Below are 15,768 nucleotides of genomic sequence, written 5' to 3'. Positions count from 1 at the left end.
GATGACGGCAGCGCGGCCCGGCGATCAGTAGTCTGCGCGGCGCCGCGTGTCAGTCGGTGTCAGCAGTGGCGCGCGAGCCGCAGGCGCGCATCCTCGCGCGCGGCGGGCGACAGTTCGGGCGCGTAGTGGAACGTACCCGATACGAGCGACGCGACGGGCACGCCGTCGCGGAACAGCACGCGATTGCCGGCCAGCGCCGGCACCTTGTCGCCGGGCAGCAGCGTGCCGGCGAGATTCAGCGGGTCGGCGCCCGTCACGCAGACGTACTGTCCGTCGCCCGGTTGCCGCCGCAGCTCGCGCAGGATCGGGATCGCCTCGGGCAGCGCGAACTGCTCGCCCGCGAGCCCGGCGACGAAGCGCCCGCCACGAATCTCGCCGCGTGCTTCGAGGCGCTGCAGCACGCGCACGAGTTCGCGCCAGCTCGGCAGCCAGTCGGCCTCGCGTTCGAGCAGCCGCCAGAACACGACGCCGTAGCGGCGCAGCAGCGTCCACGCGATGTGTTCGAGCGCGTCGGGGTCGGTCGCGGCCGGGCCGCGTTTCGGCGCCGGTGCATCGTCCGGCGGCGTGTGGCGCTGCACGAGCGCCCAGCGGCCGGCGTCGTCCATCCCGCCGATCAGCGCGCCGCCGCGCCGTGTGCGCGGCGCATAGGTCGCGCTGCGCTTGACGGCCGGCTTCAGCAGCGCGCGCAGGCCCGCGTAGCTGTCCGCATTCACGAGGCCGGCCGACACGAGCTCGCCGAGCGCCTGTTCGAGTTCGACGGGCAGTATGTGCAGGTCGTCGAGCAGCGCATCGAAGAACATCGCGCCGTGCGCGGCGAGTGCGTCGCGCACCTGCGAGGCTCGCGCGGACAGTGCCGGTTGCGCGTCCGGGTCGCGCAGCGCGTGCCAGGCGGCGAGGTGGCGGCGCGGCAGCAGCACGATCGGTGTCGTCTTCACGGGCGTGCCGGCCGCGCGCGCCGGCGCGCCGATACGCGTCCACACGAGCTTGCCCGAGCGGCACAGCTCGTCGAGGCCGCCCGCCATGTAGTCGGTGAGCCGCGCGGGCAGCAGCGCGTCTTCCCACGCGCTTGCCGCGGCCTCGAAGCCTTCGAGCTGTTCGACCACGGCCGCGAGTGCATCGCGGCCGGTGCCGCGCGTGTCGGGCGTCAGGTGTTGCCAGTGGAACAGGAAGCGCATGAAATCGGCGCGTTCGACCGGTTCGATCTCGCGGCGCAGCCGCTTCACCGTGTAGCGATGAATGCGGGCGAGCAGGTGCCGTTCGCACCATTCGTCCGTCGTCGCGCCCGGCGTGAACCGGCCACGCATCACATAACCTTCGCGCTCCAGCGCTGCGAGTGCCGTCGCGATCGATGCTGCCGGCAGGCCGAGCGGTGTCGCGATCGCGTCGAGTGCAAGCGGCCCGAAGCCGGTGAGCCGCGCGCGGATCACGTCGACGAGTGCGGCATCCGCATCCCACGGCTGCGCGCAGGCGGCCGGCACCTTGAGCGCCGGCGCCGTGCGCGCGTCGGGATGCAGCGCGCGCACGCACACGAGCCGTTCGACCGGCACCCACAGCGCGGCGCCGCCCGGCGCGACGAGTTGCGTCGCGCGGCGGCGTTCGGCGAGTTCCGCGAGCCGGTCGGGCCAGCCTTCGTGGGCTTGCGCTTCGCTGTCGGCGACGCACGCGAGCGTGAGCAGCGCGTCGTGCATTTCGTCGGCGTCGCGCACGAGCGGCCATGCCTCGTCGCGCACCGCGTCGATCGCGTCGGCGTCGAGCGCGCCGAGATCGTCGGCCGATTCGGGATCGCTCCAGCGGCGCGACTGCACGGCCTGCGTGCGGCGCTCCTCGAGCGGCGCATCGTCGAGGAACGCATAGGGTTTCGCGTTCAGTATCTCGGCCGCGAGCGGCGACGGCGCGGGCAGGTCGCGCGCGACGAGCTCGATCGCGCCGCTTTCGATCCGGCGCAGCAGCGCGAGCCAGCCGTCGGTGTCCATCGCATCGTGCAGGCAGTCGTCGAGCGTCTGGTCGACGAGCGGATGATGCGGAATCTCGCGTTCGCCGACGATGTTCTCGAGGCACGCGACCTGATCCGGGAACACGGTCGCGAGCAGATCCTCGCTCTTCATCCGCTGCAGTTGCGGCGCGGTGCGCTTGCCGCCCGTGAAGCGCGGTAGCGCGAGCGCGGTCGTCGCGTTCCAGCGCCAGCGCACGCCGAACATCGGCGCGTCGAGCAGCGCCTGCACCAGCACGTGCTCGGCGCTGGCCGAACGCAGGTAGCGCCACACTTCGTCGAGCGCGAAGCTGTGCGCGAGCGACAGCGACAGGATGATCGCGTCGTCGGTCGCGGCGGCCTGCAGCTCGAAGTTGAAACTGCGGCAGAAGCGCTTGCGCAGCGCGAGCCCCCAGGCGCGGTTGATGCGGCTGCCGAACGGCGAATGGATCACGAGCTGCGTGCCGCCCGATTCGTCGAAGAAACGCTCCATCACGAGCGTGTCCTGCGTCGGCAGCGCGCCGAGCGCGGCGCGCGTACGGGCCAGGTAGTCGGCGATCTGGTGTGCGGCGTCGGGCGACAAGTGCAGATCGTCGACGAGCCAGCGCAACGCCGGTGCAAGGCGGCTTTCTGCGGAGCTTGCTGAGGCTCCCGCTTGGGCGGCTGTCTTGCTCGCCGCGTTAGCGCCTGCGCGCTTGCGTCCGCCGGTGTCGGCTTGCCGGTCGCCGTCGGCGAACAACCCGTCGAGTCGCGCACGCAGCCGGCCGACCGCCGCCGACAGCTCGTCGCTGCGCCCCGGCGCCTCGCCGAGCCAGAACGGAATGTTCGGCGACTGGCCCTGCGCATCCTCGACGCGCACGCGGCCCGTTTCCACGCGAATGATCCGGTACGACTGGTTGCCCAGCTGGAACACGTCGCCGGCCAGGCTCTCGATCGCGAAATCCTCGTTGACGGTGCCGACCTGGATGCCCTGCGGTTCGAGCAGCACCGCATAGTCGGCCATGTCGGGGATCGTGCCGCCCGAGGTGGCCGCGGTCATCATCGCGTTGCGGCGCCCGCGCACCGTGCCGCCAACCACGTCGCGATGCAGGTACGCGCCGCGCACACCGCGGCGGCTCGTGAAACCTTCGGCGAGCATCTTCATCACTTCGTCGAAACGCTCGCGCGTCAGGCGTGCATACGGCGCCGCGCGCGTGAAGCTGGCGTACAGCGCGTCCTCCTGCCATTCCGCGCACGCGACTTCGGCGACGATCTGCTGCGCGAGCACGTCGAGCGGCGCTTCGGGAATCCGCAATGCATCGAGCTCGCCGCGTTGCACGCAATCGAGCAGCGCCGCGCATTCGACGAGTTCGTCGCGCGACAGCGGGAACAGGCGGCCCTTCGGCACGCCGCCGACATGGTGTCCCGAGCGGCCGACGCGCTGCAGGAACGGTGCGATCCCGCGCGGCGAGCCGACCTGGCAGACGAGATCGACGTCGCCGATGTCGATGCCGAGTTCGAGCGACGCGGTCGCGACGAGCAGCTTCAGCTCGCCGCGCTTCAGGCGCTGCTCGGCGTCGAAGCGGTGCTCTTTCGCGAGACTGCCGTGATGCGCGGCGATCGCTTCCTTGCCGAGCCGGTCGGCGAGATGGCGCGCCATGCGCTCGGCGGTGCGGCGCGTGTTGACGAACACCAGCGTCGTGCGATGCGCGGCCGCGAGCCCCGCGATCCGGTCGTAGATCTGGTCCCACACGTCGGTCGCCATCACGGGTTCGAGCGGCACGTTCGGCAGTTCGAGCGCGAGGTCGCGCTCGCGCGTGTGGCCGGTGTCGACGATCGTGCAGTCGCGCGGCGCGTCGGCCGGGCCGCCGACCAGGAAGCGCGCCACGGCGTCGATCGGCTTTTGCGTGGCCGACAGCCCGATGCGCGGCAGCGCGCGGCCGGCCAGCGCGTCGAGACGTTCGAGCGACAGCGCGAGATGGCTGCCGCGCTTGGACGATGCGAGCGCATGGATTTCGTCGACGATCACCGAGCGCACGTTCGACAGCATCTGTCGCCCCGATTCGGACGACAGCAGCACGTACAGCGATTCGGGCGTCGTGACGAGAATGTGCGGCGCACGCTTGCGCAGCGCCGCGCGTTCGGCCTGCGTCGTGTCGCCGGTGCGCACGGCGGTGCGGATCGCCGGCACCGGCAGGCCGAGTTGCGCGAGCGATTCGGCGATGCCGGCGAGCGGCGCGTCGAGGTTCACATGGATGTCGTTCGACAGCGCCTTCAGCGGCGACACGTAGACGACGAGCGTCGCGTCGGGAAGCGTGCCGTCGTGCGACAGCGCATCGCGCACCAGCTCGTCGATCGCGCACAGGAACGCGGTGAGCGTCTTGCCCGAGCCGGTCGGCGCGGCGACGAGCGTCGACCTGCCGGCCTTGATGTGCGGCCACGCGAGCGCCTGCGCGCCGGTCGGTGCGGCGAACGTGCGCCGGAACCACGCGGCGACGGCCGGGTGGAACACGTCGAGCGCACTGGCGGCAGGGCGGGTAGCTGTGACGTCCATCGGAGCGTTGAAATGGGGTGCGAGCGCGCGGACGAATCGCACGCGAATCGAATCGTCAGTGTGCCAGACGTCGCGCGTGCGTGCCGGGCATCGCGTACTGTCCGGGCACGCGGGCCGACACTTCAGATGAGGTCTCGCGTGGTACTTTCAACGGACGTGATGAACATGCGGGACACGCGCGGGCCGCCTTCGGTCCCGCGCCGAACCGCGACTACACGCGATGCAGCCAGCCGAGCCAGTGTTCGAGCAACGGCGCGCGTGTCCACAGCGACTGCGCGAGCCACAGCGTGCCGCCCCATGCGGCGGCCACCACGATCAGGTCGCAATGCCCGCTATTCCACAGATTGAGCGAGTGACGCCGCCAGATCCACGGCACGCCGAGCGGGTTCGGCCAGTCGGCGAGCAGGTGCATCACGCCGCCGCACGCGAAGCCGAACAACGGCGCGGCCCACAGCGGATGCGGATGATGGGTGAGCCCGTGCCAGCCGAGCGCGAGCAGCGCGATCCAGCCGATGCCCCAGTGCGTGACGGTGCGGTGCGTGATCCACAGGCGGCGCTTGCGGCTCCACCATGCGACTTCGAGCCAGTCGGGCGCGGTGCCGCCCGCGATGCCGGCCACGAACGCGGCGAGCAGGCCCATGTGCCACGGGCCGGTCCCGCCGGTTTGTGCAACGAGAACGGCGGCGGCGACGCCGGCCGCGAAGCCGGACGCATGATGCGCATTGTGTGATGCCATAGGAAGCGAGACGAAGAAACGTGAAGCGGCGCGTGAACGAAAGAAAATGATGCGGCGCGAAAGCGGGGCGCTATCTTCTCAGATCGGCTCGCGCAGCGGGGGGTTCGCTCGCAGATTTTTTGCGTGTGCTGCATCGCACGCAGCGAGGTTTGCAACTTTCTGTTTTGTGCATTGCGCGATGACGCGCATCGCGTGCAATTTCGACCGATCCGCATGCGTGCTTCGGCACCGCAGTGTGATCGTGCGCACACAATCGACGTGCTTTCGTGGCGCGCCGCGTGTTCGACCCTTTTTGTCCCCCTATACTACGAAACCGACGTATGGCCGTCGGCGCGCCAGCGGCTATAAGCGGATCAGGTGTTTTTCCTGCCTGAACGAGATCCACATGGGGGACATGCAATGACTACGCTGAATCGCTTCAAATCATCCGCTGTCGTGCTCGCGACGGTGGCCGGCATCGGGTTCCTGCCGAACGCGCCTGCCTATGCGAAGGGGCCGCAGCCGGCGGTGCTGACGAGCTCCGCGGTCGCGGTGGCCGACAAGTACAGCGCGGATGCCGCGGAGCGGATCTTCAAGGAAGGCGGCAACGCGATCGACGCGGCCGTCGCCATCGCATTCACGCTCGCCGTCACGTACCCCGAAGCCGGCAACATCGGCGGCGGCGGCTTCATGACGATCTACAAGGACGGCAAGCCGTACTTCATCGACTACCGCGAGCGCGCGCCGCTCGCCGCGACCAAGGACATGTATCTCGACAAGGACGGCAACGTCGTCAAGGGCATGAGCCTGTACGGGCCGCGCGCAGTCGGCGTGCCGGGCACGGTCGCGGGCATGTGGGAAGCGCAGAAGCGCTTCGGCAAGCTGAAGTGGAAGCAGGTGCTCGCGCCGGCGATCCACTATGCGCGCGACGGCTTCGTCGTCGACGAACAACTGGCGCAGCGCGGCGTCGACGCGTCGAAGGAGTTCGGCGGCAAGACCAACTTCGACAAGCACTTCTCCGGGCTGAAGGCCGGCGTGAACTTCAAGCAGCCCGATCTCGCCGACGTGCTGACGCGGATTTCGAACGACGGCGCGGAAGGTTTCTACAAGGGCAAGACGGCCGAGCTGATCGCGGCTTCGATGAAGACCGGCGACGGCAACGGGCTGATCACCACCGAGGATCTCGCGCAATACCGTGCGGTGTGGCGCCAGCCGGTGCAGGCGAAGTGGAACGGTTATGACGTGATCACCGCGCCGCCTCCGAGCTCGGGCGGCATCGGCCTCGTGCAATTGCTGAAGATGAAGGCCGACCTCAAGCAGGACTTCGAGGGCGTGAAGCTCAACTCGCCGCAATACATCCACCTCGTCGCGGAAATCGAGAAGCGCGTGTTCGCCGATCGTGCGCAGTACCTCGGCGATCCCGACTTCTACAAGGTACCGATCGCGCAGCTGACCGACGGCGCGTATATCGCGAAGCGCGCGGGCGAGGTCAACCCGAAGGAGCCGTCGGACACGAAGAGCGTGCAGCCGGGCCTCGGCACGACGATGCCGGAGAAGGCCGAAACGACGCACTTCTCGGTCGTCGACAAGTGGGGCAACGCGGTGTCGAACACGTACACGATCAACGGCTATTTCGGTTCGGGCGTGATCGCCGACGGCACGGGCATCGTGCTGAACGACGAGATGGACGACTTCTCCGCGAAGCCGGGCGTCGCGAACATGTTCGGCGTGGTCGGCAGCGACGCGAACGCGATCGAACCGAAGAAGCGGCCGCTGTCGTCGATGTCGCCGACGATCATGACGAAGGACGGCAAGGTGTCGCTCGTGATCGGCACCCCGGGCGGCTCGCGCATCTTCACGTCGATCTTCCAGGTGATCAACAACATCTACGACTTCAAGATGCCGTTGAAGGACGCGGTCGGCGCGATGCGTTTCCATCACCAGCTGCTGCCGCCGAACACGATCTTCTGGGAGCCGTACCATCCGATCGAAGGCGAACTCGCGAAGCAGATCGAGGCGCGCGGTTATACGCTGAAGGGGCAGGATTTCAGCGGCGACATCCAGGTCATCAAGATCGACGGCAAGACGCCGGAGGCGATGGCCGATCCGCGCGGGCGTGGCGTGACGCGGATCATTCATTGATAAGCGAATGGTCGGTTGTAGTGACCGGCCATGCGATTGAGGTGGAAGCCGCCAAAATACCAGGCGGCTTTTTTGTTGGTGTTGAATTGATTAAAAAATATTCCTGTCGTAAATTTGAAATATTGTCGGGGATGAGAGTTAACTATGGAAGAGAAATATAAATACACGCTGGGTATGGCCGGGCAGTCGCATTTTATGGAGGTGGCGATCGATGCTATCGGGTCGCTGAAAACCGCCTTGAATGAAGATGGATGGGAGGCTGCGCCAGAATATTTCAAGGGAAACCCTGTCCTTCGAATAACGCCTCGGATAACCGCATTTTCCGGAATGGAAATTTTCGGTGGAATTATGGCGTTCACGGCCACCTGCTTTGCTAAAAAGGTCTTTGATGAATTCTATGATCGTCTTCTGAAGCGGCGGGTTGGCGAGTGTGTTGAGAGGGTCATCGAGAAAATCAAGATTCCAGATGAAAAGCTGCTTGAGTTCAGAGATGTCGTGTATTTTGATGATCTTGATGTGGCAGTCGTCGTTCGTTTTCTTACGAGGGCGCCTCGAGCTCAACGTGTTGATGCCCAACTAATTGAAGGGCATCGCATCGCGTATCAGTACCTTTCAGCGAATGGAAAAAAAGCACCGATCCACTGCCATCGAATTCTGGAGGGTAAGGTCGATGCAGAGCCGGAGTTCTTTATAAGTATGGATGACCTGCAAGACAAGGATCGAGCACGTTTGGCGAACACCAAGGTCCGAGGTGCGCCTACGTCGGGTCTCTCGCGAGAGATCAATCGTAAGTGGTGAATGGTCGGCGGCGGCGCGTTTGCCGCCGTGTCACCGCTTCAGCAACCCATGCGCGTGCACGATCTGCTCGGCGAGCTGGTTGATCGAGATACGCCGCTCCATCGCCTGCGAGCGGATCTGCTGGTACGCCTCTTCCTCGCTGATCGCGTTGTGCTGCATCAACAGCGATTTCGCTTCCTGCAGCGTGCGCGCGGACATCACGCGCTGTTCGAGCTGCGCGATGCGGCGCCGGTATTCTTCGTGCCGGCGGCTCTGGTGGCACGCGAGCGCCATCGCGCTCAACAGGCCGAACGAGCGCACGGGCGTCGTGACCGCGCTCTGCGCGTCGATGCGCAGCATCAGTTCGAGAATGGTCGGGCTTTCGTAGGTCGTGACGGCGATGACCGGCGGCCGTGCGTCGTCTTCCAGCCACGGGATCGACAGGTGCAGCAGGTCGGGCCGTACCGCGAGAATCACGAGATCGACGCTTTCCGGCAGCGTCGCGGGCGGCGGCCAGCGCTGCTCGCTCGGGCAGCCGATACGCGACAGCTGCTCGACGATCAGCAGGCCGTTGTCGTCATCCGGGTAGTAGACCATCACGCGGAGCGAACGCAGTTCGGCGAGCAGGCGAGGCGTCGAGCGGATCGGGGTGCGGGCGCGCATCGTCGGTTACGCCTTCTGTTCGTCGGGCGTGTGCACGCGATCGCCGAGCGAGTGCGTGACGAGGTACGGATCGGGATGCACGCGCCGCGTCGCTTCGCGCACGATCGTGAAATTGCCGTCGGCCGTCGCGCAGCCGATGCGCGGATAGAGGCAGGTGTGCTGCGTGAGCCGGTCGATCTTCACGCGCCCCTGCGGCGCGTCGAATTCCGCATCCGCGAGATGTTCGACGAGCCGGTCACGCTGGTCGGTGCCGGCCCGCGCGAGCGCATTGGCGAACAGGTGGACCTGGAAATACGCGGCTTCCCACGGCGCGGACGCGCTTGCATCGTCGCCGAAGCGCGCCTTGAGCTGCGCGATGCAGCGACGGTTCACGTCCGAATCGATGGTCTGGAAATAGGGCGACGACGTGTAGTGGCCGGCCGCGGCCGCGCCCATCTGGCCGAGCTCGATCTCGGACGTCGTCAGGCTCGCGATCGGCATCTTGCGCGCATCGAGGCCGGCTTGCGCATAGGCGCGGTAGAACGCGGCCGTGCTGTCGCCGACGAGCGTGCTGAACACGAAGTCGGGCGCCTTCGCGCGGATATCCGCGACGACCGCCGCGAAATCCTGCTCGGACGCGACGAGCGGCATGTACACCTCGCCGAGGATCTGGCCTTCCGGATGCTGCGTGACGAGGTCGATCATGATGCGGTTCGACTCGTACGGGTAGATGTAGTCGGACCCGACCAGATACACGCGCGCGCCGAACTGCGCGGTCATGAACGCGGCGAGCTGCACGCTGTTCTGGTTCGGCGCGGCGCCCGTGTAGATCACGTTCGGCGAGAACTCGAAGCCTTCGTAGAGGGTCGGGTAGAACAGCAGCTTGTCCCACTTCTCGACGATCGGAATCAGCGCCTTGCGGCTGCTCGACATATACGCGCCGAACAGCACGTTCACGCGTTCGGTGGCGATCAGCTCTTCGGCGAGCCGCGCATAGACGGCAGGGTCCGAACACGCGTCGCGCACGACGGGCACGATCTCGCAGCCGTTCGCGCCACCGGCTTCGTTGATTTCGGCGATCGCCTGCAGCGTGCCGCGCAACTGGCTCTGGCCAAGGTGCGACGTGCATCCGCTCTGCGAGAACAATACGCCAACCTTCACACTGTTCATTCGTGTCCGTCCTGAGTCTGCCCTGTTCGTTCCGGGTAAGGGCGTTACGCGGTCAGCCGCCCGGCCGCGTGCGCGACGACGGCGGGCAGCGCGTCGCCGTTCGCCGCGTGAACGCAGCCTGGGCCGATGCCAAGTATTGTAGACAACCCGGGCGGTGTGCCGAACGACAGGCCGGCGATCGCGACGCCGCCCTGCCGGCCCTGGCGCGCGGCATGGCGCGCATCCTCGACGAGGTAGCGCGGGTCGAACACGTCGATGTCGGCGGCTTCGCCGTCGCCGATCATCAGCACGGCGGGCCGCGCGTTTGCGGCTTCGCGGCGCAGCAACGCCAGCGCATGGCGCAATGCCGCGCCCGTGCGCGTGCTCATCCCGGCGTCGGCCGCGAGCAGCGCCGCGCGGCGGCCGGCGTCGAATGCGTCGCCGAAATCCTTGAAGCGCGCGTAGTACACGCGGTGCCGGCCATCTGATGTATAGCCGTGCACGGCCCAGCGCCGCCGTTGCCGGTCGAACAGGTCGCCGAGCACGAACGCGGCGCGCTTCTCGAGCGCGGCGACGTGCGCGGCCGTCGACGCGGACAAATCGAGCAGGATCAGCACGGGCCCGCGCGCATCGTGCGGCACGCGGCGCCGGAACACGCGCGGATCGGGCGCATGCCCGGCACGGTGCGCGATGCGCGCGGCGATCGCCGCATCGACATCGAGCGCATCGCCGTCGAGCTGGCGGCCGACGCGCCGCATCGGTTCCGCCGCACGCGCGGACGGCATCCGCTTTGCCGCACGGCGGTCGGCTTCGATCAGCGCGGCAAGCGAACGTGGCGGCGCGGACGTGGCAGGCGCGCGTTCGACGACCGTGGTCCAGTCGCGGCGCTCGCGCTGCGTGTGGCAATTCCATTCGGGATAGCGCCGCGCATCCGGCGCCGGCGGCGGTGGGTCGTCGGGTTCGTCGCTGTGGCCACCGGTCGCGGCCGACATCTCGACGCCTGCGTTGCCCGCGTGCTCGGCCGCGCCGGCCGGTTGCGCCCACAACCACGCGTTGTCGTCGCGATAGCGCAGCCATGCACCGTCGTCGGGTTCGAAACGCACGCGCATCTGCCCGAGATCGTTCGCGAGCCGCGATGCGATCGTGCGGAACGCGCGATAGTCGCCGAGCCTGTCGCGCTGCGCGGCGAACAGTTGTGCGCCCTTGTCGACCCACGGGTTGCCGTCGCGATACGACGGATCGAACAGCGCTTTCGCGAGCCGCGCGCACAGGCGGCCGAACGTGAGCCCTTCACGGTCGATCGGCGCGAACGCGGGGGCCCAGAACGTCGCGAGCCCCGGCCATGTGCGTGCGAGCAGCGTTTCGACGCGCGCATCCTCGATCAACCCGGCGACGGCGATGCCGAGCGGCGTCAGCGTATCGACCGGCTCGCCGGACGGCGAATGCAGCCAGTGCGCGAGCGCGTGCGCGGCCGCCGCGATGCGTACATCGGGCGGCAACGCGCGCGGCACGCGCAACGCGGCATGGCCGAGCGTCGTACGCAGCGCCGCATCGTCGAGCCGCACGTCGGTTTCATGCGCGGTCATCCCGTGCAGGAAGCGGGCAAGTTGTAGCGCGCTCATGTCGCGAAGTGCGCGGCGGCCATCGTCTGCAACGCGGCACGCGTGTCGGCGTCGTCGGTTGCCGCGTCGCTGATCGCGATCCGGCACGCATCGAGCGGCGCGAGCCCCGCGACGATCAGCCGGGCCGCGTGCACGAGCAGGCGCGTCGATGCGCCTTCGTCGAGCCCGTTGCCGGCCAGCGCGCGTGTGCGGTGGGCGAGGTCGACGAGGCGGCGCGCGGTTTCCCGGTCGGCGCCGCTTTCGCGCACGACGACGTCGGCCTCGTGCGCGGCATCCGGATAACCGAAGTCGATCGCGACGAAGCGTTGCCGCGTCGACGGCTTCAGCCGCCGGTGCTCGCCGTGATAACCGGGGTTGTACGAGATCACCAGATGGAAATCCGGATGCGCATGCACGACCTCGCCGAGCCGGTCGAGCGGCAGTACGCGCCGCGAGTCGGTCAGCGGGTGGATCACGACCGTTGCGTCGGGGCGTGCCTCGACGATCTCGTCGAGATAGCAGATCGCGCCATGCCGCGCCGCGAGCGTGAGCGGCCCGTCGGCCCAGTAGGTGCCGTCGGCATCGAGCAGATGCCGGCCCGTCAGGTCGGCCGCCGACGTGTCGTCGTTGCACGCAACCTGGATCAGCGGCAGGCCCATGCGCCACGCCATGTATTCGACGAAACGCGTCTTGCCGCAGCCGGTCGGCCCTTTCAGCAGGACCGGCAGGTGATGGCGGCAGGCGGTCTCGAACCAGTCGGCCTCGGCGCCGGCCGGCTGGTAGAACGGCGCGTCGGCGATGCGGTGTCCGGCGAGCGGATCGGCGGCGAGCGGCGTATCGCGTGCGCTCATTACCACCTCCCCGTCATCATCAGCATGCCGGGCAGCCAGCAGGTGCCGATGCCGATCGCGATCGTGTAGCCGGGCAGGAAGCGCACGGTCCGCTTCAGCCCGAGCGCGACGAAGAACAGGAACCACAGGCTCGACCACAGCAGCCACATCGCACCGAAGCGCACGTCGTGCGACGTGCCCGCATAGACGAGCGCGCTGATCGCGACGAACAGGCAGTACCAGCCGAGACCCGCGCCTTGCAGGCCGCGCCACTGGACCGCGGCGAGATACAGATACGTGAACGCGAACAGCAGGCCGCCCGCGCTCGAGAAAAACTGCGGCGGCGCCGAGGCCTGCACGAGGCCGGCGAGATTGATCAGCAGCGCGAGCAAGCCGACGAGCAGGTTCAGGCCGGCCGCGTCGCGCGGTTCGATGCGGCCGGTGAGCGCGACGCCGTTGACGACCAGCACCGCGCCGATGAAGAAGAGAGCGACACCGAGCATGATGAGGGCTCCAGAGTGAGACGGAGCCGTTCGCGCACGCGGCGCGAACGGCCGGGTGGGGCGCGTGCTCAGCGGTGCGCGGGCGCTTCGGACGGAATGCCCTCGATCGGGCATTCGGGCGTGCCGGGCGTCGCGCGGGTGAGGCGTTCGACGGCCTGGCGCGTGCCGTCCGGGTCGTTCACCCAGTTCGCGTAGAACTCGAACGGGCATTGCGCGACGCCGTTCGGCGATTCGCCGGAACCGATCTTGCCGGTGTAGCCGCGATGCAGCAGCTTGTACAGGTGGTTCTGCGACTGCATGTTGCGGCGCGCGTCGCGGATCAGGCTCACCGACAGCTCCGCGTACTGCACGCCGTTCTCCTCCTCGCCGCATTCGCCGAGCGTGCGGCCGTCGAAGCCGACGATCGCCGAGTGGCCGAAATACGAGTACACGCCGTCGAACCCGGATGCGTTCGCAACCGCGACGTAGCAGTTGTTCATGAACGCCATCGCCTTCGACACGAGCACCTGCTGGTCCTTCGCCGGGTACATGTAGCCCTGGCAGCGCACGACGAGCTCGGCGCCGCGCATCGCGCAGTCGCGCCAGATCTCCGGGTAGTTGCCGTCGTCGCAGATGATCAGGCTGATCTTGAGCCCCTTCGGCCCGTCGGCGACATACGTGCAATCTCCCGGATACCAGCCTTCGACCGGCACCCACGGCATGATCTTGCGGTACTTCTGCACGATTTCGCCCTGGTTGTTGATCAGCACGAGCGTGTTGTACGGCGCCTTGTTCGGGTGTTCCTCGTGGCGCTCGCCGGTCAGCGAAAACACGCCCCACACGTTCGCCTTGCGGCACGCGGCCGCGAAGATGTCGGTTTCCTCGCCGGGAATCGTCGAGGCCGTGTCATACATCTCCTTCGCGTCGTACATGATCCCGTGCGTCGAATATTCGGGAAACACGATGAGGTCCATGCCGGGCAGGCCGCGCTTGATGCCGACCACGCGTTCCGCGATTTCGCGTGCGTTCGCGATGACATCGGCGCGCGTGTGCAGGCGCGGCATCTTGTACTGGACGACGGCGACGCCGACGGCGTCGTTGCTGCTGGAAATATCGCCATGACGCATGGTGTGCTCCTGGTTCGGGTGAAGACGTGCGTTTTCGAAGCGCAAAAAAAAGCCCTTGCCTCGACGAGCGAGGCAAGGGCTTCTTTGCCGATCCGTTCATCCGACAACGCTGTCGGATAACGGGAATGCGGATAGGTGGCCGAATGTGCGGCCGGCGAAGCGCGGGCTATCGGGCTCGCGCTGCGCACGATCGTGGGACGTCTTTGTCCGCCGGATCGATGGGATGCACTCTATGCAAAGTTTTTTTCGGACGCAACATCGCGTATACCCCTGCACGTCACGACCGCTGCGCGAGCCGGTGGTGCACGTGCGGGTACACGCGTTGCGCGTTGCGTCGCACTCAACTCCGGTCGTTCGCCGCGTTGCTTTCGAGGAAGCTGTCCACCGCGATCAGCGATTGCTCGTCGAGCGTGCCGAGCACGCTTTTCAGTTTCAGTTGCAGCTTCAGCGCATCGAGATAGCTGTCGAACAGCTTCTGCCGGATGCCCGAGATGTCGTGCCGCAGGTTCAGTGTTTCGTACGTCGTGCTATAGCCGACCTGATGCGCCTTCATCGACGAGTCGTACGCGAGCCGTGCGGCCTGCAGCGACTGCTGCAGCGCGCGGATGCGCGTGCCGACCGATTCGAGCGCGGACAGCGCCTCGCGATGATCGGTGCCCAGTTGCTCCTCGACCTCGCGCAGCCGGTTGCGGTATTGCTCGGTCACGTGCTCGGCTTCGACCTGCCGGTAGTACACGCTGCCGCCGGAAAAAATCGGGATCGTCACCTGCACGCCGAACGCACTTTGATGGAAGTCCGAACGATCGGTGAGCCCGCGCAGGTTCGGATTGAGCCCGCGCGAATACGACGCGAACAGGTCGACGGTCGGCAGGTGCTCCGCGCCGACGCGCTTCGCGGCGAGCCGCGCGACCTGGACGTCGCGGTACGCCTGCTGGTACGCGGGGTTGTCCTGCGGCGCGTAGTCGCCGGACGGAATGCGCGGCGACGTCCCACGCATCGCAAGCCGTGGCCAGCGCGAGAAATCGATCGTCGAACCGAGCAGCGTCTCGTAGCGCGCGCGGCGCGCATCGACGTCGGTCTGTGCGAGCGCTTCGTCGGATTGAGCGAGGCTGCGGCGCGCCTCGATCTCGGCTGTGTCGCCGATCGTCTTCATCCCGAGCTGCGCCATGCGTCGCGTATCGCTTTCGAGCCGCGTGAGCGCGTTCACCTCGTCGTCGGCCGACTGCAGCTTCTCGCGCGCGCTCAGCAGGTCGAAGCACGCGTTCGCAACACGCAGGATCAGGTCCTGCTTCGCGACCTCGAGCTTCTGTTTCGACGATTCCTCGTACTCGGTCGCGCGCCGCATGTCGTACAGGTAGGGCACGTTGAACAGCGCCTGCGTGACCTGCGCGGCACCGTAGGCGGCGTTGTTCGAGCCGCTGACGTCGATACCGAACAGGTTCGCGTGCGTGCCGTAGCGCCCCCATTCGAGCTGCGCGGTGGCCTGCGGCAGCATCTGCGCGCGCGCCTCGGGAAATTTCTGCCGGGCCGCGTCGTATTCGCTGCGCGCCTGCAGGTAGCGCGGATCGTGCACGGCCGCGTACTGGTAAGCGGTGTCGAGGCAAAACGCGTGCGCGTGCGCAGGCATGCCGACTATCGTTACAGTGAACAGTGTTACGGTTGCAAGTAGGGGATTCCACCTAGTCGAAAATCTTGATAGGGAATTACCCTTATCTCGCTCCGCCGATCCGCGATTCGCACGCCTCGTTTCAAACATGGCCGTCTCCGTCTCCTGCCCGTGCCGCAACGCATTGCGGCGGGA

General features: G+C 67.3%; 11 protein-coding genes. 2 read left to right on the top strand and 9 right to left on the bottom strand.

Annotation, left to right across the window (positions count from 1 at the left end; translation table 11 throughout):
• Window positions 1–59: 59 nt before the first annotated feature.
• Entirely contained in the window at window positions 60–4,502 is a 4,443-nt protein-coding gene (locus ACTRWB_RS10760; protein WP_446902040.1) for a DEAD/DEAH box helicase, read from the bottom strand.
• 211 nt (window positions 4,503–4,713) lie between these two features.
• Entirely contained in the window at window positions 4,714–5,238 is a 525-nt protein-coding gene (locus ACTRWB_RS10755) for a metal-dependent hydrolase (RefSeq protein ID WP_129517190.1), read from the bottom strand.
• Between the two features lie 399 nt (window positions 5,239–5,637).
• Here ACTRWB_RS10755 and ggt point away from each other — a divergent pair, with 399 nt between their 5' ends.
• Complete coding sequence (ggt, locus tag ACTRWB_RS10750; protein ID WP_446901874.1) at window positions 5,638–7,359, top strand: gamma-glutamyltransferase; 1,722 nt, start codon at window positions 5,638–5,640, stop codon at window positions 7,357–7,359.
• A 144-nt stretch (window positions 7,360–7,503) separates the two neighbouring features.
• Complete coding sequence (locus ACTRWB_RS10745) at window positions 7,504–8,157, top strand: hypothetical protein (RefSeq protein WP_446901873.1); 654 nt, start codon at window positions 7,504–7,506, stop codon at window positions 8,155–8,157.
• Window positions 8,158–8,187: 30 nt separating this feature from the next.
• Here the strand turns inward: ACTRWB_RS10745 and ACTRWB_RS10740 are convergent, their stop codons facing one another.
• From ACTRWB_RS10740 to ACTRWB_RS10710, 7 genes are all read right to left on the bottom strand, one after another.
• Entirely contained in the window at window positions 8,188–8,799 is a 612-nt protein-coding gene (locus tag ACTRWB_RS10740; protein ID WP_129517192.1) for an ANTAR domain-containing response regulator, read from the bottom strand.
• A 6-nt stretch (window positions 8,800–8,805) separates the two neighbouring features.
• Window positions 8,806–9,948 carry a transporter substrate-binding domain-containing protein gene (locus tag ACTRWB_RS10735; RefSeq protein WP_193100728.1) on the bottom strand — a complete coding sequence of 381 codons (1,143 nt, stop codon included), beginning with the start codon at window positions 9,946–9,948 and terminating at the stop codon, window positions 8,806–8,808.
• 44 nt (window positions 9,949–9,992) lie between these two features.
• Window positions 9,993–11,549, bottom strand: coding sequence for a nitric oxide reductase activation protein (locus ACTRWB_RS10730; protein WP_446901872.1), 1,557 nt, complete (start codon window positions 11,547–11,549; stop codon window positions 9,993–9,995).
• The gene (locus ACTRWB_RS10725; RefSeq protein WP_343495368.1) at window positions 11,546–12,379 is read right to left on the bottom strand and encodes a CbbQ/NirQ/NorQ/GpvN family protein; all 834 of its coding nucleotides are present in this window, start codon (window positions 12,377–12,379) and stop codon (window positions 11,546–11,548) included. Before ACTRWB_RS10725 ends, ACTRWB_RS10730 begins: the two co-directional genes overlap by 4 nt.
• Window positions 12,379–12,861, bottom strand: a complete 483-nt coding sequence (locus ACTRWB_RS10720) for an AmiS/UreI family transporter (protein WP_129517196.1) — start codon at window positions 12,859–12,861, stop codon at window positions 12,379–12,381. Before ACTRWB_RS10720 ends, ACTRWB_RS10725 begins: the two co-directional genes overlap by 1 nt.
• Before the next feature lie 68 nt (window positions 12,862–12,929).
• Window positions 12,930–13,967 carry an aliphatic amidase gene (locus ACTRWB_RS10715; protein WP_174969392.1) on the bottom strand — a complete coding sequence of 346 codons (1,038 nt, stop codon included), beginning with the start codon at window positions 13,965–13,967 and terminating at the stop codon, window positions 12,930–12,932.
• A 340-nt stretch (window positions 13,968–14,307) separates the two neighbouring features.
• Entirely contained in the window at window positions 14,308–15,723 is a 1,416-nt protein-coding gene (locus tag ACTRWB_RS10710) for a TolC family protein (protein ID WP_446901871.1), read from the bottom strand.
• Window positions 15,724–15,768 lie beyond the last annotated feature (45 nt).

The sequence above is a fragment of the Burkholderia sp. YIM B11467 genome, from assembly GCF_052952715.1.
This window is presented reverse-complemented; position numbering and strand designations above follow the sequence as displayed.